The 21,500-nt window shown below is 65.0% G+C and carries 10 protein-coding genes; 4 read left to right on the forward strand and 6 right to left on the reverse strand.

The features are described from left to right. Positions 1 to 177 precede the first annotated feature (177 nt). Both NET03_RS11110 and NET03_RS11115 read right to left on the reverse strand, forming a co-directional pair. Entirely contained in the window at positions 178 to 4,239 is a 4,062-nt protein-coding gene (locus NET03_RS11110) for an Eco57I restriction-modification methylase domain-containing protein (protein WP_286207407.1), read from the reverse strand. Between the two features lie 169 nt (positions 4,240 to 4,408). Next, positions 4,409 to 7,303 carry a DUF8741 domain-containing protein gene (locus tag NET03_RS11115; protein ID WP_252128994.1) on the reverse strand — a complete coding sequence of 965 codons (2,895 nt, stop codon included), beginning with the start codon at positions 7,301 to 7,303 and terminating at the stop codon, positions 4,409 to 4,411. A 1,080-nt stretch (positions 7,304 to 8,383) separates the two neighbouring features. Here NET03_RS11115 and lysX point away from each other — a divergent pair. The 3 genes from lysX (at position 8,384) to NET03_RS11130 (ending at position 11,833) form a co-directional block, all read left to right on the forward strand. Then, the gene (gene lysX / locus NET03_RS11120) at positions 8,384 to 9,268 is read left to right on the forward strand and encodes a lysine biosynthesis protein LysX (protein ID WP_252128995.1); all 885 of its coding nucleotides are present in this window, start codon (positions 8,384 to 8,386) and stop codon (positions 9,266 to 9,268) included. 767 nt (positions 9,269 to 10,035) lie between these two features. Next, complete coding sequence (locus NET03_RS11125) at positions 10,036 to 10,509, forward strand: hypothetical protein (RefSeq protein WP_252128996.1); 474 nt, start codon at positions 10,036 to 10,038, stop codon at positions 10,507 to 10,509. Between the two features lie 580 nt (positions 10,510 to 11,089). Next, positions 11,090 to 11,833 carry a uracil-DNA glycosylase gene (locus tag NET03_RS11130; protein WP_286207408.1) on the forward strand — a complete coding sequence of 248 codons (744 nt, stop codon included), beginning with the start codon at positions 11,090 to 11,092 and terminating at the stop codon, positions 11,831 to 11,833. Here NET03_RS11130 and NET03_RS11135 read toward each other — a convergent pair. The 4 genes from NET03_RS11135 to NET03_RS11150 all read right to left on the reverse strand — a co-directional run bounded on the left by NET03_RS11135 (position 11,830) and on the right by NET03_RS11150 (position 18,010). Then, on the reverse strand, positions 11,830 to 12,741 hold the full coding sequence (locus tag NET03_RS11135; protein WP_252128998.1) for a hypothetical protein: 912 nt from the start codon (positions 12,739 to 12,741) through the stop codon (positions 11,830 to 11,832). The two genes, NET03_RS11130 and NET03_RS11135, sit on opposite strands and share 4 nt — an antisense overlap. 297 nt (positions 12,742 to 13,038) lie before the next feature. After that, positions 13,039 to 14,406 carry a TrpB-like pyridoxal phosphate-dependent enzyme gene (locus NET03_RS11140; protein WP_252128999.1) on the reverse strand — a complete coding sequence of 456 codons (1,368 nt, stop codon included), beginning with the start codon at positions 14,404 to 14,406 and terminating at the stop codon, positions 13,039 to 13,041. A 297-nt stretch (positions 14,407 to 14,703) separates the two neighbouring features. Further along, entirely contained in the window at positions 14,704 to 15,690 is a 987-nt protein-coding gene (locus NET03_RS11145; protein ID WP_252129000.1) for a cation diffusion facilitator family transporter, read from the reverse strand. A 10-nt stretch (positions 15,691 to 15,700) separates the two neighbouring features. Next, positions 15,701 to 18,010: an LUD domain-containing protein gene (locus tag NET03_RS11150; RefSeq protein WP_252129001.1), complete on the reverse strand. Its 2,310-nt coding sequence runs from the start codon at positions 18,008 to 18,010 to the stop codon at positions 15,701 to 15,703. A 697-nt stretch (positions 18,011 to 18,707) separates the two neighbouring features. Between NET03_RS11150 and NET03_RS11155 the strand changes: the two genes are divergently transcribed. Beyond that, on the forward strand, positions 18,708 to 20,360 hold the full coding sequence (locus tag NET03_RS11155) for a PucR family transcriptional regulator (RefSeq protein ID WP_252129002.1): 1,653 nt from the start codon (positions 18,708 to 18,710) through the stop codon (positions 20,358 to 20,360). Positions 20,361 to 21,500 lie beyond the last annotated feature (1,140 nt).

The raw sequence follows: 21,500 nt of genomic DNA on the forward strand, positions 1-21,500 counted from the left end.
CGTCTCACGTTCTCTCGTCCCTCAGCACGAGTGAGGCCGCGCGGGTGCTGGCGACTTGGTGGACTGAGCGGGACACGTGCGATCTCGCTTTGGGCCCGCTGGGAGTGAAACCTGGTCAGTAAAGGCATGCGGGTTCAGAGGCCAGTTGAGCCCCTTTCCCGACTGCGGAGACCGGTATCAGCGCCGGGAAGAGCGGTCTCCTGCAGGTTCGGCACCACCCCACCGCACCCGGTCGTCACCGGGTGGGGGAACGAGTGGCGAGCGGTACGGTTCGCCGAGGGTGCGCGCGGTGACGAGCGCATCGAACGCGGCGAGTACCAGCCGCGCGGTGCGGTACTCGCCGTAGGCTTGTTCCTCGTTTTTCCGCAGGACAGGGAAGCTGCCGAGCACGTGCTCGACCTCACTGCGCTCGAGGCCATAGAGGAGGCAGTAGGCGGCGTCCAGCTCGGCGCGGAGCTCTGCGCGGCGGTCGGGGTCCCAGCGGAAGGGCGGGCCCTCGTCCCCGAGGTCGCGTGCGAAGGGGGCAACGTCCCAGGCAGTGTAGACGAGCTCCAGGACACGCGGGCGGATCCACTCGGCCAGCGTCAATCCCGGATGCCACGGACAGGGCTCGGTATAGGTGGCGGGCGGGAGGATGGGGAGCTGCTCGATGATGTAGAAGTTGAGATTTGTGCCTGCAAGTTTTACGCGTGCGATATGATCGAGGATCAGTGCATTAAAGTTCGAGAGCAGCGCGAAATTCACGTCCGTGTGTGACTTTCCTGGAATTAGAAGGAAGAAACTGTTCCCCACCCCCACTGCCGGCAGGACGCTGGCGATGACGGTGCGTTCGTTGGTGGCATTCGTGATGCCTCGCCAGCCGAGGAGCCAGGGGTGCGACCAGCCCTTGCGGGCGAGCCGGGTGCTGACCTCGGCCTCAGGGACCCAGTAGCGCGGCAGAACGACGAGCGTCGGGTCGCCCTTGGCCTGCAGCGTGAGCTCGACGGCATCATCTGCGTCGCGCGGTGCACGGTCAAGGAACGGCGGGCCACCGGCCTCGGGCGGTGCTCCCAGGCGCCCCGGGCCGCCGTAACTTGCCCAGCGGTGGTCGAACTGGTGCAGGAGCTTGGCCTCGTAGAGCGGGAGGTAGCGTTCCTCACCCCGCACGAAGACGTTGCCACGCAGGACGAATCCGGCCTGCTCGAGCTCGGCACGGGTGCGGAAGAGAGAGGAGTCGTTGGACATATGGAACATTGTGAAGAACGTCACTCCCCACGGATTCCCGTCCGGGTCATGTTCACGCACCAGCACCGGGACGCGGCGGTAGATGCGGCGGACGAGTTCGGCCTCGTGTCGGCTCGCGAACACTGGGGCAGTGCCAGTGTTGGGGTTGATGCGGGCGATGTCCTCGGCGGTCAGTGTATAGATGCGCTCGGGATCAGAGAGCTGCTCGGTTTGGTGCAGGAGGAAGGCGAAGCGCGGCGCATCGTGTCCGCTCCGGGCCAGGGTCAGGAGGGAGAAACGGATGCGACTATCCACTTCGGGGAAGATCCCCTTCCGGTTCTCGAAGTCAAAGAGGCTAACCAGGGCACGGCGCTCGACCAGCGTGCTGAAGAGCTGGCGGTTACCGTAGTCCGTAGCGATGCCGGTGGGGACGACGAGCCCTGCTCGCCCGCTTGTATTGAGCAGCTGCCAGGCGAGTTCGGTGAAGACCTGATAGGTGTTCACATCGCCGACGCTGCCAAGCGGGAAGCGCTCGCTCTCGCGGAGGAAGCCGCTCACCGCCTTTGAAACCCACAGCGCACGCCGGTAGGCAGCCAGAAGGGACGGGTTCCGCTGCCCCAGAGCCTCGATCCGTTTCTTGCGCTCAGCAGCATTCGGTGCCCTAGCAATCCAGGGATCACGCGAGGCGAAAAATTCCTCCTCCTGTAGTTTCACCCGCTCCCACGGTGGGTTGCCGAGGACGACGTCGAAGCCGCCGGCGGCAAAGACGTCGGGGAACTCGAGCGGCCAGTGAAAGAAGCGAAGCTCACTGGCGAGCGCTGCCGCAGTACTCGCGACCTTCTGGTTGACCGGGGTGTTGGCCAAGGCGCGGCGGACGTGGTCGGTCGTTGGGACCGTCTCACCCTCCCGCAGGTCGGCGAAGAAGGCAGCCGTCCAGAGGTCGCAGGCCTGTCGCAACCGCAGAAGCTGCGGGTCACGGTCCAGCGCTGCGTAGGCCTGCTGCTTGGCCAGTCGCTCCTCCACCGTCCGCTCGGGCATCCGCTCGATCTCTTCGAGACGGACGCCAAGATCGAAGATCGTGTCGTCCAATTCCACTGCGCCGACGCCAAGCGCGAGCTGCCCTTTGTCCCGCTCCACGCGGTTGCGTTTCCGGATCGCCCGTGCTGCCTCCTTCTCGGCGGAGTCGTCCCGCTCATAGGCCTTATCAGGGATGCCGCGTTTGAGGACGTTCAAGTCAAAGACGCCGATGAGCGAGTCGCCACACTTGATCCGGTGGTCGAGGAAGGTGAGGGGTTGGCCGGGGGTGTGGGCCTCGATCCAGAGGGCCACCTTGCAGAGCTCGACGGCGAGTGGGTTCTTATCGACCGCGTAGAGACAGTGGGCAACGACCTCGCGGAGTGCCTCGCGCTGGCGCTCCGGTGCCGGTTCCTCCTCGCCGGTGCGGACGCGGGCGAGTTCACGTGCCAGGCGACGGGCAGCCGCCAGGAGGAAGTGGCCGGAGCCGGCGGCCGGGTCGCAGACGTTCAGGTTGAGGATCGCGCGCTCCTTCTCCTCGCGAGTCCGCGCCGCACGGAGCCGGGCGTGGAGCACCGGCTCGAGTGCACTTTCGACCAGTTCCCGGACAAGTTCGGGTGGGGTGTAGTAGCTCCCGGTCGACTTGCGCTCGGTGCCGCGGGCGAAGCCGAAGGGGGTGGAGTCGTCGAGGTCGATGACCGGGGCGTGGTCGAGCAGGCTCTCATAGACCGAGCCGAGTTCCTCGACGTCAAGCGCGGCGTAGTTGATGCGCCGTCGCGGGCCGTGATTCTCCACCTGGATACGGGAGAGCGCGCTGATTGCCGTCAGGAGGTCGCGGTTGGCGAGTTGCCAGTGTTCGAACGTCTCACAGCGGAAGAGTTCGCCATCGAGGACGGGGAGGTCGAGCAGGGCGGCAAGTGGGCGGCCATCCGGCAGCTGGCTGCCACCGCGCAGGAGCTCGAAGAGGACGATGAGGCCGGCCCAGAGATCGTCGTGGTCATCGTAGCGACGGGGCTCCTCGCTCAGGCGGCGTAAGCGCTCCACTGCGTAGCCTTGGCGGTAGAGGTCGTTGCCGCCGAGGAGGCCGCGCTCCTCGGTGACCAGGAGGAAGAGGAGCCGGTAGACCAGGCGAAGGAGGAGTTCGTAGTAGCCGGCCGGGGTCACTTCGCCCTGCCGGAGCGCCTCACGCAGGTCGCTATTGGCCCGGTGGCGGAGGAAGCCGTTGCCGAGGGCGAGCAGGGCTTGTTCGACCCCCTCGCGCAAGCGTTCGCGAGCGCGACTGCCTTGCTGAATCGAGTCCTGGTGATAGACCTCCAGCACACACTGGTCGGCGTCCTGGAGGCTTTCCGGGAGACGGGTGCGGTGGAGGAGTCGGTAGAGGACAACAAAGTCGCTGAACCGCTCCTGAGCGAAGATCTGTTGCAGGTCGAATTCGAGGTAGGTCTGGGTGCGGAGGCCGGGTGAAGCGCGGAGGAGGCGGAGAGTGCACCCGTTGGTGGTGATGCCCCAGAGGTGGCCGTGCCGGTCAAGGAACTCCTGGACGAGGGCGTGGGGGGAGAGACGCGGCCGACCCGAGGGGTCGACACGGCCGAGCTCCTGGCGGGCGCCGGCGATATGGATGGGTGGGGCGTCTTCTGCGGGACCAGCACGGTGGGAAATGGGGTAGCTCCTGTCCCCGAGTTCGTATGCGCGTGGGTTGCGCTCTACCTCGTAGCCGAGGCGACTGAAGAGCGGGACAACCCAGGCGTCGCGGGTGAGAGACGTTGCACGCTCCGATTCCGGGAGCCGCTCCAGGCGGCGCTGGAAGATGTGCCAGAGTTCGAGTGCGTCGCGGTACGCCTCAGCGATGTCGTCGCGGAGAGCGCGGTCGTCTGGGAAGCCGAAGTCACGGGGCCGTTGACCGCGGAGCTTGGTGGGATCGGTGCGGAGCTGCTCGAGGAGGTCGGGCGAGAAGAGGCCGCCGACCAGGCGAATGGCGGGGGTGGTGGTACGAGCGAGTTCTTGAGTGACCGCGAGCACCATAGCACCACTCCTCCCCCTCGTCTGGAGCGTGGATGCTGACACAACGGTTCGGCTGGGCTGAGATTATCCGGGTGCGGTGAGTCGGTTGGCAAGGGCTCGTGGTGGCGTGGAAAGGAGGACTCGCGGGTCTGGTGCTCGGCGGACGTGCGTCGGTTGGCAAGCGGTACGGTCAGCTGCCGACGAATGGCTGGAGCACCACCATGGCAATCAAGTCGGGCGGCCACAGTGGCTGCACGGTCACCTCGCGGCGGGGGAGTTCCGCAGCCGCACGCAGACGGCGATGAGCCTGCTCGAGGCGCGCTGCGCGGTCCTCCAAGACGTTCGCGAGTGGGCCAGTGGGCTCAGGTTGCTCAAGCTGTGCTTGGAGCACCTGCAGGGCGTGCTCGGCGAACTCCCGCCGTTCCGCGAGCGGAATTTCCGCTTCCGGTCGCACCGAGTCGAGGAGGTTGCGAGCCGTGTCTGGATCCAACCACTGCGTGGCGAAGAGGTCGCAGCCGAGCGTCAGCACCTCCTCGAGGACCAGCTCGGCGTGCTCCGGACGCCGCAAGAGGAAGCGCGTGCGCAGGACCATGAGTGTCGTCACTTCAGAGACGCGGCGAGTCCGCAGGACGCCGATGCGGGCGACGGCGGCGGTATTGTCGGGACGTTCAAGTGCCAGCTCAAAGAGGTGATGCGCGAGTGCAGTCACAAAGGGATGGTTGCGGCCGACCCACTCGGTCTCTTCGGGCTTCGGGTAGGTGAACGCGAGGCGCCAGGTCCCCTGGAGCCCACGTGGCAAGGCGTGTCGGACTGGCTCGGGAAGGTCGGCGAGTCTGCTCAGACGCAAAACACTGTTGGGCTCCGGCTGGACCTGTGCCCCGAGCCGCTGCGCGGCAGCCGCGACGAAGTCGTGGACGGCCTGTTCGTCGCCAAGCACGGTGTCGCAAGCAGCAAGTTCTTGCATGACGATCGTGGGATTGAGTGCATGTTGGGCAAAGACTGTGCGGCGCTTGCGCTCGCGTTCGGCACTTTCGTCCCAGACGCGCTCGAGCATCTCGGTGGGATCGGGACCGAGGGGAAGATGGAGCTGGAGTTGACGCGGGCGCTCGAAGAGTCGGTGGACGAGGAGTTCGGCGAGCCACCCCTCATACTCCGGGAGCGGCACCGTGGTGCCGAGGGCACGGCGGATCCGGTCAGCCTTTTCCAGGAGGATCGACATGACCTCGGCGTCAACCGGGTTGTCTTGACCATAGAGTCGAACGACCACGACTTCGGCCCGCCGCTGGCCGAAGCGGTCGACCCGTCCCTCACGCTGCTCAAGGCGGTTGGGGTTCCAGGGCAAATCATAGTGGAGGACTGCGTCAAAGTACTCCTGGAGGTTGACTCCCTCACTCAGACAGTCGGTAGCGACAAGGACACGCTGCGGTGCCTGGGCGAGCGCGGCGACCCGGTCGCGACGCTCCTCGTCGCCCAGGCGGCCGGTCACGCACTCGACCTTGAGGTTAGGGAATGCCTGTTGCAGCGCCCGTCGGAGCTGTGTCGCGACGTATTCCGCGGTGTCGACGAAGAAACACCAGACGATCGGGTGATGTCCTGCGGCAACAAGTTCCTGGACTGTGGAGAGGCAGGCCTGGAGTTTGGTGTCCTGCGCTGTGTCCTCGACGAGCCGCTGGGCCTGCCGTGCCAGTGCGGCGAGCCGGCGGCGATCGGCATCAGTGGGAGAGAGGAGCTGCATGGTGGCACGCTCGAGGCGCGGGGTGGGAACCTCATCACTCGGACGCAGCTCCGTTGTCTCGAGCGACTCTGGCTCCTCGTCTTCCAGGCCGTTCCCGGTGAGGAGCATCTCTCCCTCGGCGCTGTCATCGGTCGGGAGCTCGCGGCGGGCGAGCGCCTCGACGGCGGCCTGGGGACTGGACATGACGCAGCGCAAGAGCGTGAGAGCGGCCCACCACTGGAAGCGACGCGTGCGATCCGGAAGTTCACGGCTGCGCTCAACGAGTCGGCGACAGAACTCGAAGGTCTCCCGGAAGAGTTGCTCGTACGGCTCTGACAGGGTGTAGGGGCGCTCGACCGTCCGTCGCTGCGGATAGTAGTCCGCTGCCTCGGGCCACTGGTCGCGGATATCCGTCCGGGTACGCTGGATGAGATGACGAGCAAGGCGGGCGCGCTGCTCCCTGTCGAGCTGATCCGGATCCCACTGCTCGAAGTCCGGGTGGAGCAGGCCGAGCAGTCGTTGGAAGGCGCGCTCGATCCCGGAGTGCGGCGTGGCGGTGAGGAGCAACAGGTGCCGCCGTGGGTTGGATGCCAGATCCCGGACGAGTTCGTAGCGGAGGTGGCGTGGATCTTGCTCGGCGCTGGAAGCGGGGACGACACCGTGAGCCTCGTCCACAATCACAAGTTCAGGCGCGTGTTCCAGAAAGTGCTGACGGTGGCGGGGCAGCTTGAGGAAGTCGAGAGAGGCGACGATGACGGGAAAGTGGCGGTAGACCGGGCGGCCGGGTGGGAGGGTGCGTTCCAGCGCTGCCAAGGTCGCCGGGGCGACGACAACCGGATCGAAGTGGAATTTCTCGCGGAGCTCGGTCGCCCACTGGTCGGTGAGCGGCGGCGGACAGAGGACGACGAAGCGATGAATCTCCTGGCTGTCCCAGAGTTCGCGGGCAATGAGGCCAGCCTCGATCGTCTTCCCGACACCAACATCGTCGGCAATCAGGAGGCGGACGGGGTTGAGGCGGAGGGCCATGAGCAGGGGGACGAGTTGGTAGGGACGTGGGCGTACGGAGATGCGACCGAGCGAGCGGAGCGGAGCTGCACCTTCGCGCAGAAGAAGGCGCGCTGCCTGTGCCAGGAGACGGACAGCCTCCGCATCGGTGAGGCGGGTGGGGTCAGGCGGTGGGAAGCGGGCGGGCTGTAATCGCTCGCTCAGGAGCGAGGAGCCGAGGAGTTGGGAGATCCAGGAGTGAATCGGGACAGCGTCTTCAGTCGTGCCGGTCAGCGGACGGAGCAACATGACCTCCGGATTGTCGCTCGGTAGGACGATCCACTCGCGGTGACGGAACCGGACGACTGAGCCGGGCCGAACGGACATGGTGACCTGCCCCTCTCTCGCCCGAGAGCTTGTGTCATCCTGCGTGGGTTGTCAAGCGCGGAGCAAAGGGAGCAACGGTCGTCAGGTGGCGCGGTGGGTCGACCGGCTTGCGCTCACGGCGGCGGCAGCACGGTGCAGTACCAGCTCTGCGTTGACCGCTGGCCTGCCAGGACGTGGAGCCGGCTCTGTTGGACGCGGGGTCCGAAGAAGGTACTCTGGGGGCCTTGGTGTGCCTTCCGGTGTGTTGCGAGACGGGTGCAGTCCTTAGGGGAATCAGGGTCGTTGGCCATGTGGAGACGGGCGACGCGCCCTACCGCTGTCCCGGGGGTGATCCGTCCAAGCCCTGCCCGCTTCCGGTGGGAAACTGGACAGTGGGTGACGGATGATGTAGGCTGAAAGCGAAACAACGGAGCGGCGCAAAGGCGGCGAAGAGGAGAGTACCCAGCGGGAGCGGTCCAGCGAGCCGCGGTTGGTGGAAAGGCGGCCCGTCACCGATGGGGAAGAAGGCCTCGGAGCTGCGTCCCGAGCCGCGCCTGGCGCGGGGTAGGCGACGACGGTGGCCCCCGTTATCGGGTCGCACTCGGCCCAGCGCCGAGTGGTTGAGGCCGCGACCCGCGAGGGCGCGGCAAAGCGGGGTGGTACCGCGAGACGGCACCGCTCGCCCCCGCCAGGGCGAGCGGTTTTTTGCTTGTGAGGCGCGGAATGGAAGAAGCGCGCGAGGAGATGGAAGCCATCGTTGTCCCAGCAGTTGGGGTAGGGCGTATGCACCAGTGGTACACCGCGGTGTGTGCCGCTGCGCGCTGGCGCATACCGCACCTGGCACCCCGCCTCGCGTTGCTCTCGAGCCCCACTCCTGGGACCTCGCGCTTGGCATCACGAATCCCTGTACTCCAGTCACACAGCCTGCGGTCGACAAGAGAGCTGCTTCCTCGTCAGCGGGTGACGCGCGAACTCCGGCTTCGCACGACGCACGGAGCCCAACCGCACAAACGCGGGCCCAAACGCCTCGCCTGAGCAGCAGGCGCATGGTCTCTTGCCCAGTGCGGTCGGTCAAGTGTTGTCGAGAGCTGGAGGATACTCGTGGAGCGTCTACGCGTCGGTGTTGTCTATGGTGTTTTGCGGGCTGAAGAGCGCCTCTTAATCGCAGCCCTTGAACAACGTGGCGCAGTCGTCGAGCGTCTCTTCGATCGACAGCTGCGACTCGATTTGAGTACCCCGCCGCCCCGCTACGATGTGGTGATCGAGCGTTCGGTGAGCCAGCTCCGTGGGCTGCACGTCGCGAGCGTCTTCGAGGCCTGGGGGGTTCCGGTCGTCAATTCGACACGAATCCTGGAGATCTGTAATGACAAGCTGCGGACCACTGCGCTCTTGGCAGCGGCCGGGATTCCACAGCCGCGGGTCGTGGTCGCTTTCAGCCCAGAGGAAGCGCTTGCAGCTGCGGAGCAACTGGGCTATCCGGTGGTGATCAAGCCGCCACTGGGGTCCTGGGGGCGGCTGCTGGCGCGCGTCCACAGTCGGCGGACTGCCGAGGAGCTCCTGCGGCACAAGCGGGCACTCGGTGGCTTCCACCACGGGACAATCTACGTCCAGGAGTGGGTGCCCAAGCCGGGCCGTGACATCCGGGCGTTCGTCGTCGGCGAGGAAACGATTTGCGCCATCTACCGCACGTCTGCACATTGGGTGACGAATACCGCGCGGGGCGGGCGCGCCTCGAACTGCCCGGTGACGCCGGAACTTGCCGAACTCTGTGGGCGCGTGGCGCGTGCTTTAGGGGGCGGCGTGCTGGCGGTGGACGTGTTGGAACATCCGGAGCGAGGGCTCTTGGTCAACGAGGTCAACGCGACGATGGAGTTTCGCAACTCGATTGCGCCGACCGGGGTCGACATCCCGGGGCGCGTGGCCGACTACGTGCTGGCCGTGGCACGAGCAGCACAAACGGCTCCATTGGTCGCGGCGCGGGGGTAGGGCACAGAGAGCCGGTTGCAGCGAGTGAGCACGCACCAGCATGTGCTCCGGTGCAGACCTGCCAAGGAACGATGCACGGCGGAGCAGGGAGCAGGCTGCTTTGGACGTTCATGCCCCGATCTGCCACCAGGCGTAAGGCTGTTCGCCGCAATCGGGATCTTCTCGTAGCACGAGCTGCGGCTGCTGGGACGTGACGGCAGAGGAGGATTTCCTGCCGACATCAGCGTGGTGCACGGGAAGTCGGCGCTGCGTTTGAAAGGCGCCGTCAGCCCTTGGGGAGGATGCTTGCACCACGGGTGTACGCACCAGGTGGCAAAGGAAGTCCTCACCTGATTCCGCGCTGCTGGTGATTCACCAACTGCAGTACAACCTATCTATTGCTCATCGTGCCGCGTGATGCATAGAGCGCTTCTGCTGGCTGCGTGTTCCGAGGACAACAGCGAGTTGGGAGCTCCCAGCCAGATCGTCCTTGGTGCGGATCGCGAAGAAACGGAAGAGCGAGCGTGAGTGTGCGGCGAGGAGATGTCTTGCTGCCCGAGAAGGACGGCCGGCACGTCAGAGGAGACTCTCAGCTACTCCAGCAGCCGAGGAAAGAGCAGGAGGGTCGGGCAGAAGGTCCAGAGACGTTGGGTGCTCGATACTGAACAGCAGGCCTGCAGGGAAGGGCGCAAGGGACAAAAAGCAACTCACCATTGACAATGGTGGAACAACGAATGAATCTTAGCACAATCTTTCGGCAAGTTCCTGCAGGGGGTGGAGGGGGCATCATGGAGCGGCTCGGTGAACTCCCAGAACCGGCGAACGGGACGCCGGGCACAAGTGGACCGACTGGACAACCATCCTCATCGCTCCCACAGCGTGACGTCGATGTTGAGACGACTGGCTGGATTGCGCTCGCGCTGGAGACGATCTTTGGGTGGTTTGGCATCCTCGGTGTTGGACAGGCCTATGTTGGCCGTCTTGCGCTCGGGGTGGGCCTCTTCTTTGGCTGGCTCCTTCTCCTAGGGGCTCTTGTGGCACTCAGTGTTGTGACGCTTGGGATCGCGGCCTGCCTCACGCTTCCAGTCTGGGTCGCGGTGCCGGTGGTCTCGGGGTTACTGGCCCGGCGGTACGCGTTGGCCTACCAGCTCACTGGGAGCTGGGAGCGGGCGTTCGCGTATGGCGGTATCGGCTGCCTGGGCTTGATTCTGCTGGGGACGTGTGTTGGGCTGGTTTTTGTGGTCCTTGTCTTCAGTTCCTAAACGGTGTTGCCACAGACAGTGCGGCAGCAGGAGCACGCTCGTGAGCCGGAGAAGCAGCGTGACCCTGAGCGGAAGCGTCAGGTAGCAGCGCGAATGTACGGCAGCGGCTGGTGTGGAGGGGCGTGGTGCACCGCGCCCACCGTGGTGACGGGGAACCGGCCACGCCCGCGGGAAGAGACGAGGAACCGCAGTATCTCAGGCGATCGTGTCGTGTGCCTTCCATGTTCACCGAGGCTCAGCCTGACCTGCGCGTGCTCTTGGCGAGCTCCAGCCCAAATGGACGGCCGGGGATCTGATGTGAGCGCGAACTCCACAGACAGATCCGAGGGCACGGTGTGTCTAGCGGGGGCGACGAAAGCTGTGTGGTAGTGTTGCGTGCTCGGTGAAAGAGGTTGTCTTGGCCGAACACGGCCAACGGTGAGGAGCGGGACGTGATCTCTGGCGCGGGAGCCCCGAACGTCGGGATGTGCGGGTGCGCCGTCCCCTTGGCATGAAGTGTCAGCGTAGGATGCGAGCTCCTCGCAGTACGCTACCAAGGGGATGACAATACGGGGAACGGCGGACTGCCGTCCGGTGAGCGATGGAGGAGGCGGTGGAGAAGGAGGCGTTTCCTGGGCTTGCTGCGGAGATTGTGGCTTGCGTGCGGTGTCCTCGCTTGGTCGAGTATCGGCAGGCGGTTGCTGAGAGGAAACGCCGGGCCTATCAGGACGAAGCATACTGGGGGAGGCCGGTACCGGGGTTCGGAGATCGGGCGGCACGGTTGGTCATTGTGGGGCTGGCACCAGCGGCGCACGGCGGGAACCGAACGGGGCGCATGTTTACCGGCGATGCTTCAGGAGATTGGCTGTACCGCGCACTCTACCGTGCCGGCTTCGCTAACCAACCGACAAGTCGCTCGCGTGACGATGGGCTGGAGCTCCGCGATGCGTATGTGACCGCCTCCTGCCGGTGTGCTCCACCTGACAATCGGCCGAGTCGCGAGGAGCTCGCCAACTGCCGACCGTATCTGGTGCGGGAGCTTCAGCTGCTGGAGCGGGCGCGCGTGGTCGTGTGCCTGGGCCAGATTGCCTTTGCAGCAGCTCTTGCGGCACTCGGTGAGCTGGGAACGGGACGACCCGAGCCAGTCGAGGGCGAGGGGTCCCCGCGTCCACGTTTTCAGCACGGTGCGCTTTTCCGCTGGCGAACCCTTCCTTGGCGTGCTGGAGGGCTCTGGCTCCTCGCCAGCTATCACCCGAGCCGGCGGAATACACAGACAGGCCTTCTCAGCGAGCCGATGTTTGACGCGGTGTTCGCTCGGGCCCGTGAGCTACTCAATCGGGATTAGTCGACGGGCATGCTCGAGGGCCGGACCGCAATGCCGAGGACATCGATGAGTCCGACACCGAGGTTACGGCACGTTTCGTCCACACCCCGCTCGATATTGCCACCGACCATGAAGGGGTGGACTCGTCCGCGTATCCCGTGCTCCGCGAGGCGTGCGCGAACCCGGATGTCCTGCAATTTCTTTGCGAACGCTGCGACATCGCGGGGGTAGATGCGCGCTTTGGACTCGATGAGAATCCAGACGGTTTCGTTGCCGCGAGTAAATGCGGCGACAACATCGAATTCCCCGTTGACTGTGATGGAACGCGGTCGCTCGCGGAGATGCCACCCTTCTGCCTCAAAGAAGCGGGTGAGGCGCTCGGCGGCATCGCGTTCGAGGTAGGCGCCGAGAAGCAGCGAGAAACGATCCAATTTGCGGTCATGTTCAGCACTTTTCCGGGCGAGCCGAGCGACAGCTTCAGTCAGCTGTGTGAGGGCTGCTCGGAACTCTTGAGAATCACGTTCGAGCTGCTCTAATCGCTCATTCTGGCGGGCGAGGAGGGCATCGAGGCGGGCCAAGCGTTCGGCGTGCTGAGCGGAGAGTTCCTCGAGGCGAGCCAGGCGAGCACTGTGTTCCCGCGTCGTCGCGGCGAGTTCCTGCACAGCATGGCGGAGTTCGGTCAATTCGCGCTCGACGTGCGCGAAGCGAATATCGTAACCACGCACGACGTCGGTGAGTTCACGGACAGCTTGAACGAGCTCGGCAACACTTGCTTCGAGACGCGTCAGACGCTCACCGTGATCGCGTACGACTGCTGGAAGCCGCAGGAGTTCTTCGGTCAGCACGTGTCGCCGGAGTTCCTCGCGGAGTTCCGGATCCTGCTCAACAAGCCGTAACAACTGGCGAAACTCTTCGACACTCGGAGACACTGCACGTACTCCTCTCGTACGATGATTGTAGATCAAATCGACATCCGTGCTCGGACGGTCCGGAGATCGTTCGCTGTCTCCTCGACGCGACGGGTGCGTCTTCGTATCTGCGTCCAGCGTCTCGTGGTGCGACGTCCTGCCAGCGATCACGCACCTGGTAGGACGTCGCACGAGGACGAGCGGGGCAGCTCTTTCAGACCCCGCGGAGGGCAAGGAGATCCGATCAAGAGCCAGCAGCACTGGCCGGTGCTGGCCTGCGATGCGGAGAGTCTAACTCACTGGGCGTTGGCTGCCACCTCACCCGCCGACCTTGGGGAGCTCAGCCAGCGCCTGCTGAACCGCCTCCTCGGGATACTCGTAGTCTTCCAGCTGTCCGGCCAGATAGGACTGGTAGGCAGCGAGGTCGAAGTGGCCGTGTCCGCTCAGGCCGATCAGAATCGCCTTCTCCTCACCCGTTTCGGCGCACCGACGCGCCTCATCGATAGCGGCGCGGACAGCGTGGGCTGACTCTGGTGCCGGAATGATCCCTTCGGCGCGGGCGAAGAGCACCGCACCTTCGAAGACCTTGGTCTGTGGCAAGGCAATTGCCTCGATCAGGCCATGCTCATAGAGGTGGCTGACCAGCGGTGCCATGCCGTGGTAGCGCAGCCCGCCGGCATGGATGCGTGCCGGGATGAACGTGTGACCCAGCGTGTGCATCTTGAGGAGCGGTGTGGTGCGTGCAGTGTCGCCAAAGTCGTAGGTGTAGACACCGCGGGTCAGGGACGGACAGGCAGTCGGTTCGACGGCGACAATACGGACTGGCTTCCCGGCGAGTTTGTCGCGGACGAAGGGGAAGGTGAGCCCGGCAAAGTTTGAGCCACCGCCAACGCAGCCGAAGATGACGTCGGGGTAGTCCCCGGCCAGCGCGAACTGCCGCTGAGCTTCGAGCCCAATCACGGTCTGATGCAGGAGGACGTGGTTGAGCACACTGCCCAGCGAATACTTGGTGTCGGCACGGGAGGCTGCATCTTCCACCGCCTCGCTGATGGCAATCCCCAGGCTGCCGGGATGGTTGGGATCCTGTTCCCAAATGCGTCGACCAGCCTGTGTGTCAGGGCTGGGACTCGGGACGCACTGGGCGCCCCAGGTTTCCATGAGCACGCGCCGATAGGGCTTCTGCTCGTAGCTGGCTCGCACCATGTAGACCTTCAGCTCGAGATCGAAGAAGGCGCAGGCCATGGCCAGAGCACTACCCCATTGCCCAGCACCGGTCTCGGTCGTCAAGCGTCGGACGCCGGCCTGCTTGTTGTAGTAGGCCTGGGCGACCGCGGTGTTCGGCTTGTGGCTGCCCGCAGGGCTCACACCTTCGTACTTGTAGTAGATGCGGGCTGGGGTTTGCAGTGCCTGCTCCAGTCGCCGCGCACGATACAAAGGGGTAGGGCGCCAGAGCCGGTAGACAGCGCGGACTGGCTCGGGAATCTCCACCCAGCGCTCGCGCGTCACTTCCTGTAGGATGAGCTCCATCGGGAAGAGCGGTTCGAGTTCCGTCGGGCCGATCGGCTCCCCCGTCGCGGGATGGATGGGAGGTGGCGGGAGGGTGGGCAGATCGGCGGCGAGGTTGTACCAGTGGGTCGGGAGATCAGCCTCAGTCAAAACGAACTTTACGGTTTCGGCTGTGCTCACGCTTGTCCTCCACTCTGCTTGGCTGCATCACGCTCTTTGCTGGGCGATTGTAATCGATCAGCAGAATGAGGGGAAGTGGTTGGCTCGTCGTACGGTGTGCTACTGACGAATTGGGGGGCCCCATGCGAACGTGCGTTCGCATGGGGTGAAAACGAGTGGCTGTTTGAGGTGAGGCGGTCGGCGGGAACGATGCCCCAACGACCGACTGAAACAATGCAGCGGAGCGTGAAGACACAGGCGGCCCAAGGGAGAACTCCGATGCGTTGGAGGACGGGCCCAGGTGGCCACTCGAGCGTGTCAGTGCCGGTGCGGTGCAGTTGTCACCTCATCAAGTGGTAGCAAGCAACTCCGCAGCCCTTCTGGAGATTCGAGCGAGCAGCCGCGGAACGCCTCCGGGAGTGCTGCTGGCTGTTCAGGCTGCAGCGTGACGTGCAGGATGCCAAAGCGATCCCGGAGGATCTGCGCGAGATCAAGCAGGACGGCGGACCAGGGGCGTGTCTCGTCCACTTCGACGTGGCCGCTGAGGGCGACAAAGCCCGAGGTCACCGTCCAAATATGAAGGTCATGGACGTCACGCACGCCGGGGACTTGGAGCATGGCTGCACGGACCTGTTCTGGAGCAATATGGGCCGGCGTGGCCTCGAGGAGCACTTCGACTGAATCCCAGAGCACGCGCCAGGCTGAACGCAGAACAAGGAGACCGATACCGGCCGAGAGGATCGGATCGATGGGTGTCCAATTGGTGAGCAGGATGATCAGGCCGGCAACGATGGCGGCAACCGAGCCGAGGAGATCGCCGACGACATGAAGGAAGGCGCTGCGCAAATTGACATCATGGCGGTGCAGCGCACTGCGGGTGAGGAGCCAGGCCGCCGCACCGTTGGCGCCCAGCCCGGCGACCGCGATGGCCAGCATGAGCGGCGCGTCGACAGGACGCGGGTCGAGTACCCGTTGAGCTGCCTCCCAAAAGATGCCGATGCAGATGAGGACAAGGAAGGCGGCGTTGCTCAGGGCTGCCAGCACCTCGGCGCGGTAAAAGCCATAGGACCGTGCTGGTGTCGCGGGACGACGTGCTAGCCAACTGGCAAAGAGCGCCAGTGCCAGTGCTGCTGCGTCCGTCGCCATGTGGGCCGCATCGGCAAGCAGAGCGAGCGACCCGGCAATCCAGCCGCCAATCGCCTCAGCAAGCATGAAGGCAAGGGTGATGGCGAGTGCCCAGGTGAGCGTGCGCTGCTTCTGTTCCCCACGCAGTCGGAGTGGCGTGTGATGCTGATGCGAATGCATCCTTCGTCCCTCACTGAGGAATGCCTCTTGGCTCAGACACATCGATCTGGGACGTCGAATCCACCCCATGCGAACGCGCGTTCGCATGGGAGCCCCTCAATGTGCGTGCAAGGTCGGCCAGTCGTTCAGCTGCGAGCTCGGCGATGTGGACCGCACGCTGTGGATTGCCTCGTGCGTGCAAGCCGCCGCGGATCTGCATCAGGCAGCCAGGGTTATCGGCAACAATGAGCGGTGCTCCCGTCTCGGCAGCCGTGCGCAGCTTGCGCTCCAAAATAGCGGCAGACAGCCGCGGGTAGTCGAGACTGAAGGTACCACCGAAGCCGCAGCAGAAACTCGACTCCTGCATTTCGACCATTTGGCAGCCCAAGACCTCGGTCAGGAGCCGCCGTGGCTGGTCGCGGAGTCCCAAGGCGTTCGCCGACTGACAGCTGTCGTGGTAGGTCACCACCGGCCCCGGTCGTGTCCAGTCCTGTGGGCCGAGTTGAGCGACCTGGTCGAGGAAGCGCACGAAGTCGATCAGCCGCTCGGCGACGCGGGTGGCGCGCTCACGCCAGGCAGGCTCGTTGCGGAAGAGGTGCTGGTAGTCCTGGGCAATCGCTGCGTAGCAGCTCGTCGAGGGGGTCACGATCCAGTCGGCCTCGACACGCTCCAGCGCCTCGACCGTCTGCCGAGCGAGCTCGCGCGCGTGGCGGCGATCGCCAGCGTTGCTGGCAACGAGGCCGCAGCAGTGTTGCTCCGGCGGAAAGAGAACGCGGCAGCCACAGGCCTCGAGGACCTCCACGGTAGCACGGCCCATTTCGGGGAGAAGCCGGTCAATAAGGCAGCCGGGGAAAAACGCGACGGTGCGTCCGACCACCTTGCTTCCCGCAAAGAGCGGCTCTGGCGCAGGGCGAGCGAGTGCTTCTTGCGGTGTGAGGTGGCGGAGTTGGTCACGTAATGGTCGACGAGACGGAGCGAGAAGGTGTCGCTCACTGGTTGCCCCATTGACGAAGGGAAGTGAGCGAAGGAACCCGTCCCGGTCGGCAAACGGGGCAGCAGCGAACGCGGCCAATCGCGCCCAGTGGTCGCCACGTGCTGGGTCGCTCCAGCGCTCCAGCACAGCCCGCTTCATGAAGGGTAGGCCAAGCTGTTCGGCGACTCGGGCCCGGACGTCAAGGATCAACCGTGGGATGGGAATCAGCACGGGGCAGACTGTCTCACAGGCGTTGCAGGAGACACAGAGACTCTGGGGGTCAGCCACGGCTTCCAGGCCGTGGTGGATGGCGGTGAGGGGGAGACCAATCGGCCCGGTGTAGATGTGTCCAAAGAGGTGGCCGCTGACAACCTGATAGGGTGGGCAGACGTTGGAGCAGGCACCACAACGGATGCAGAGGAGCGCCTCGCTCAAGTCCGGATCTTCCCGAGCTGCGAATCGGCCGTTGTCCAGCAGCACGATATGCAGCTCCCGTGGTCCGTGGGCACCACGGACAAGCTGGATCTCGATGTCGGCGGTGCGGGTTGGCCCAGTGAGAAAGAGCACCCGCACGGTCAGCTTTTGCGCCGCACCGGCACGTGGCAGGACACGCAGCAGCGGTGGCACATCGTCGAGTGTGGGAACAATCTTGTCGATGCCGACAACGGCGACGTGGACGGGTGGGAGTGTAGCCACCAGCTCGGCGTTCCCCTCATTGGTCACGATGACAAGTGTCCCGGTTTCGGCGATCGCGGCATTGGCACCAGTGATCCCCATGTCAGCCTCGATGAAGGCACGGCGGAGTTCCTCGCGTGCCACCTGAACGAGTTGCGGTGGATCGGGTGGGATGGGACGGCCCAGGACGCGGGAGAAAAGTTCCGCGATCTGTTCACGGGACTTATGAATGGCTGGGCCAATGAGATGTGACGGGCGCTCACCAGCAAGTTGGACGATCCACTCCCCAAGGTCGGTCTCGACCACGCGCGCACCAGCGTGCTCCAGCGCCTCATTGAGACGGATCTCTTCTGTAGCCATCGACTTCGACTTCACGACGAGCCGTACGCCGAGCCGCTGAACGAGCTCGGCGACGTAGCGGCGAGCGTCCTCCGCAGTGCGGGCGAGGAAGACCGTTGCGCCGACCGCTTCGGCCGCATGCTGGAACTGCTCGACAAGTTCGGGTAGACGCGCGATGGCAGCTTCTTTGCGCCGGCGCAGATCGGCACGCAGTGCAGCGAAGTCAACTTCGGCGAAGGCCTCGGCGCGCCGCTGGCGGTAACGGGTCAGCGTCCGCTCGAGTGCCTGGCGCTGGGCCTGGTTGTCCAGTGCTGCATCGAGGGCACGTTGAAATGCCTTGCTGCGTGCCGGCATGGATTCCTCCTCCCGGTTCCCGCACCCGCCCGTGCACAGTGCAAGTGTAACGCTACACTCAACCGTCTCGATACTCCTCTGGGGCCACGGGTCTGCCACCGTGAGGCCGTCACCGCTGCTTGCTGGGTGCCTTGGAGAGGGCTGGCTCGTGAGATGTCCACGGGGCACGAGGCAGTACGTCTTCCGAAGGGTCAAACCAACCCTTCATGAGGCGGTCTGTCCGGTGTGCATGGCGAGGTGGGGGAAGTGACTCCAGGGCACCCGGTGGGTGAGGCGAGCTCTCTGGTGCCCGTGCGTCCATTGGGGCGCTTCATTCTCGGGTGGCGCCGGACAGGGAGCCGTTTTGTTGAGGCCTGAGGCTGGGTGAAGGACTGTGCCGGGTGTCGTGCGCTGCCACTGGAGAGGTGCCCGCCCACAGGCCAGCTGGGGCGATGAATGGTGCATCGGCAGCTTGGCGCGGACAAGGCACAAATCTTTCGGGGGCTCTTCGTCGTATCGGCACGCCCTGACAGATGGCGCGGTGCGCTGCAGCATGTTCATGCCCAGCCCCGTGTGCCGCGTTTCGGATTCCTGCAGGTCAGGTTGGCATCAGGAATCACGCAGGTAGCCAAAGTGGTCTGGCTGGCCGGACGAGATTTGGCGCGTTGTACACTATTGAGTAGTACTCTGCGGCCAATTCTTGTACGGGGGAACGGGAATGCGCGTCATTGATCTACTGCAACTGCCGATCCTCCAAGGGACACGGGTTGTTGCTGGGGATTTGGGCCTGGAACAGCGCGTGCGCTGGGTGCACGTGGTCGATCTGCCAGACCCGCTACCCTGGATTGACCGTGGCATGCTGATGTTGAGCACCGGGATTGCCTGGCCTCGCAGTGACGAAGAACTCGCTGAACTGGTGCGGCGCCTGGCCGAGCGTGGAGTTGCCGCGGTGGGTCTGGCCGTACCGCACTACTTTTCCCGCTTTCCCGATGTGATGCGGGCTGCCGCTGATACGGTCGGTCTGCCGTTGCTCGAGATCCCCTGGGAGATTCCATTTGTCCGCATCACCGAGACAGTCCACCAGCTGATCTTGCGTGAACAGTGGCAGGAGCTTGAGCGGGCTGAACAGCTGCACCGGGAGCTGATGCGGGCCGCCGCGCGCACACGCAGTCTCGACCGTCTCGTGCGGACACTTGGCGAGCTCCTGGGGCGCTCGATCACGGTCGAGGAACTGGACGGAACGCTGCTCGCCTACTACCAGCGTGGCCCCTATGAGGATGTGGCGCGACAAGTAACGATCGAGTCGGGCCGAGCCCCGAGTTGGTTGCAAGAAGGGCTAGTGGCACGTGGTTTCCTGCCCCCGCAGGGGACGCAGCCGTACCGTGTTCCCGCAATCCCAGAACTCGGCCTCCGCGAGCGAGTGGTGTGCCCAATCTGGCTACACGGCGAACTTGTCGGCTTGGTCTGGATCATCGAGGGGGACGAGCCGCTGAGCGGACTGGACCTACGGGCTGCAGAGCATGCGGCGCTCGTCTTTGCTCTGCTCTTTGCCCAAAAGCGGGAGTTGGCACAGCTCGAGGCTCGGCTGGGCTATGCCTTCTTGAGTACGGTGCTCGAAGGGCGATTCAGCGGCTCGCCGCAGGAACTGGAGCGGGCGCGGGCACTCGGCTATGACCCGGCACGTAGCTACCGGGTGGTGGTTGTGGCGCTCGGTGAACCGCCACTCACCGTGGAGGCATTCCAGCGGCGCGAACACATTGCACTGCGGGTACGTCGTGCCTTGCGCCACTCGGGAGCTGCACCGCTGGTCGCAACACTGCACGACCAAGTGATCGCGTTGGTCGAGTGGGCAGAGGGTCTGGAGGACCTCTGGTCTGCCTTGGCCGACTGTGGCCTCACCGCGGTGGCGGGTCGCCCGCATGCTGGTCCGGAAGGGGTGCGGCGGAGCTACCGCGAGGCGTGTGCCTTGCTCGAGTATGTGGATCGCCCGGGGCTGTTTCGCTACGAAGATCTGGTGCTGGAGCGGGTCTTGGCCGGCGATCCCGAGGCGCGGCGAGCATTCGTTGAACTCTGGTTGGGGCCGTTGCGCCGGGGGCGACACGGCGAACGGTACGTGGAGACGCTCCTGACCTGGGTGCGCCACCGCTTCTCGGTCAATGAGGCGGCAGAGGAACTCGGCGTGCACCCGAACACGGTCCGCTACCGGCTGGAGCAGGTGGGGGAACTCGTCGGGCGTGACCTGCTCGATCCGGAAACGCAGTTTGAGCTGCAGTTGCTCTGGCGTCTCCACGGGCGTGAGTGGGAACGGGCCGAGGCGATGAACACCGCCAACGGTGCCGTAAGCCAGCCTGACGCACTCAGGCGCCTGTGAAGCAGATCTAGTCGAGGGCCGGATGATCCCTCTGACGCGTGCGGAAAGACGCTCGGTCGGTGTACCGTCTCGCCGTCCACGGATGGGGGAAACCGTGCACCGCACCGTGGGGTGGGTCTTCAGACAGCCGGCGCTGGTCAAGATGCCCCGCCTCCGGGCAGACGAGCCTGCTGATTTCGACGGACGTGCGAGCCCCTTGGGGCTCACGGGATTCGACGTGGGGACGTAGAATTCCTGGCGTCCTTCCCCGGAGCTGATACCCCCTGGCAGGTGACGATCACGAGTTCACAGTAGTGGTCGTGGTGCTCGGGTGTGAATGAGGCAGGGACCGGCGTGGAGACGAAGAGCGTGGGGAGCGCCGCTGGAGGGAGGAACCAGGGCGGCTGCGGTGTGTCGCGACTGGGAGCTGTCCCGTCGGATCGAGGAAGTCCCATGCGGCCGTCGCGGAGGCCGATGATGGACGGACGCGGGAATGACGTTGCAGCCGGTGTGGCGTGTGAGCAGGGCGAGCCCCCGGGCACTCAATTGCTGTGTAGGAGCTGGTCGGACGGCGGGAGCCGATGGCGAAAGCAGCCAGGCGATGAGCCTCCGTACCTCGGACCGTCCGCAACGGGTCATCGCCAGGTTCTCGGTTGGAGAATGTCTCACCTGTCCCTGCAGGAGGGCTGACACGACACGCCGTATTTACGGTTGTCGTCTCGGTGCTGCGAGGAGCGGCGGTCGAGAGAGCTGGTACCAGAGCCTCTTCCTCCTTCGACGGTGGGTGTACCCGCTGGCTCCGCACCGCCCAAGGCCTTCCCAACGGACAGGGAGTCGTTCCTCGCCTGCGAGGGTGTTCAGAGAATGCCTCTGAGTCGGATGGGATGCGCGGTCCCGCCCACCGTCCTCCGCAACGTGAGGGAGGTCCAATCATCCTGGCCATGATCCTACCCAGACGTCTGAGAGCCTGCCGACCCGCGGGGGCCAGCTGAAGCGGGAGACGTCGGACTCCGCCGCAGCTCGTCAGTGGCGGTGCATTGGACGGGATCCAACGATGCTCAGCGACGGCACAGACCGGTGGAGGATACGCGCCGAGCGACCGACGATAAGGGGCCGTAACCGCTTCCAACGCCCCCTCCATGGCCCGACGCTCGTCCTCGT

The sequence above is a fragment of the Thermomicrobium sp. CFH 73360 genome (genome assembly GCF_023806465.1).
In the GTDB taxonomy this organism is placed as follows: Bacteria; Chloroflexota; Chloroflexia; order Thermomicrobiales; family Thermomicrobiaceae; genus Thermomicrobium.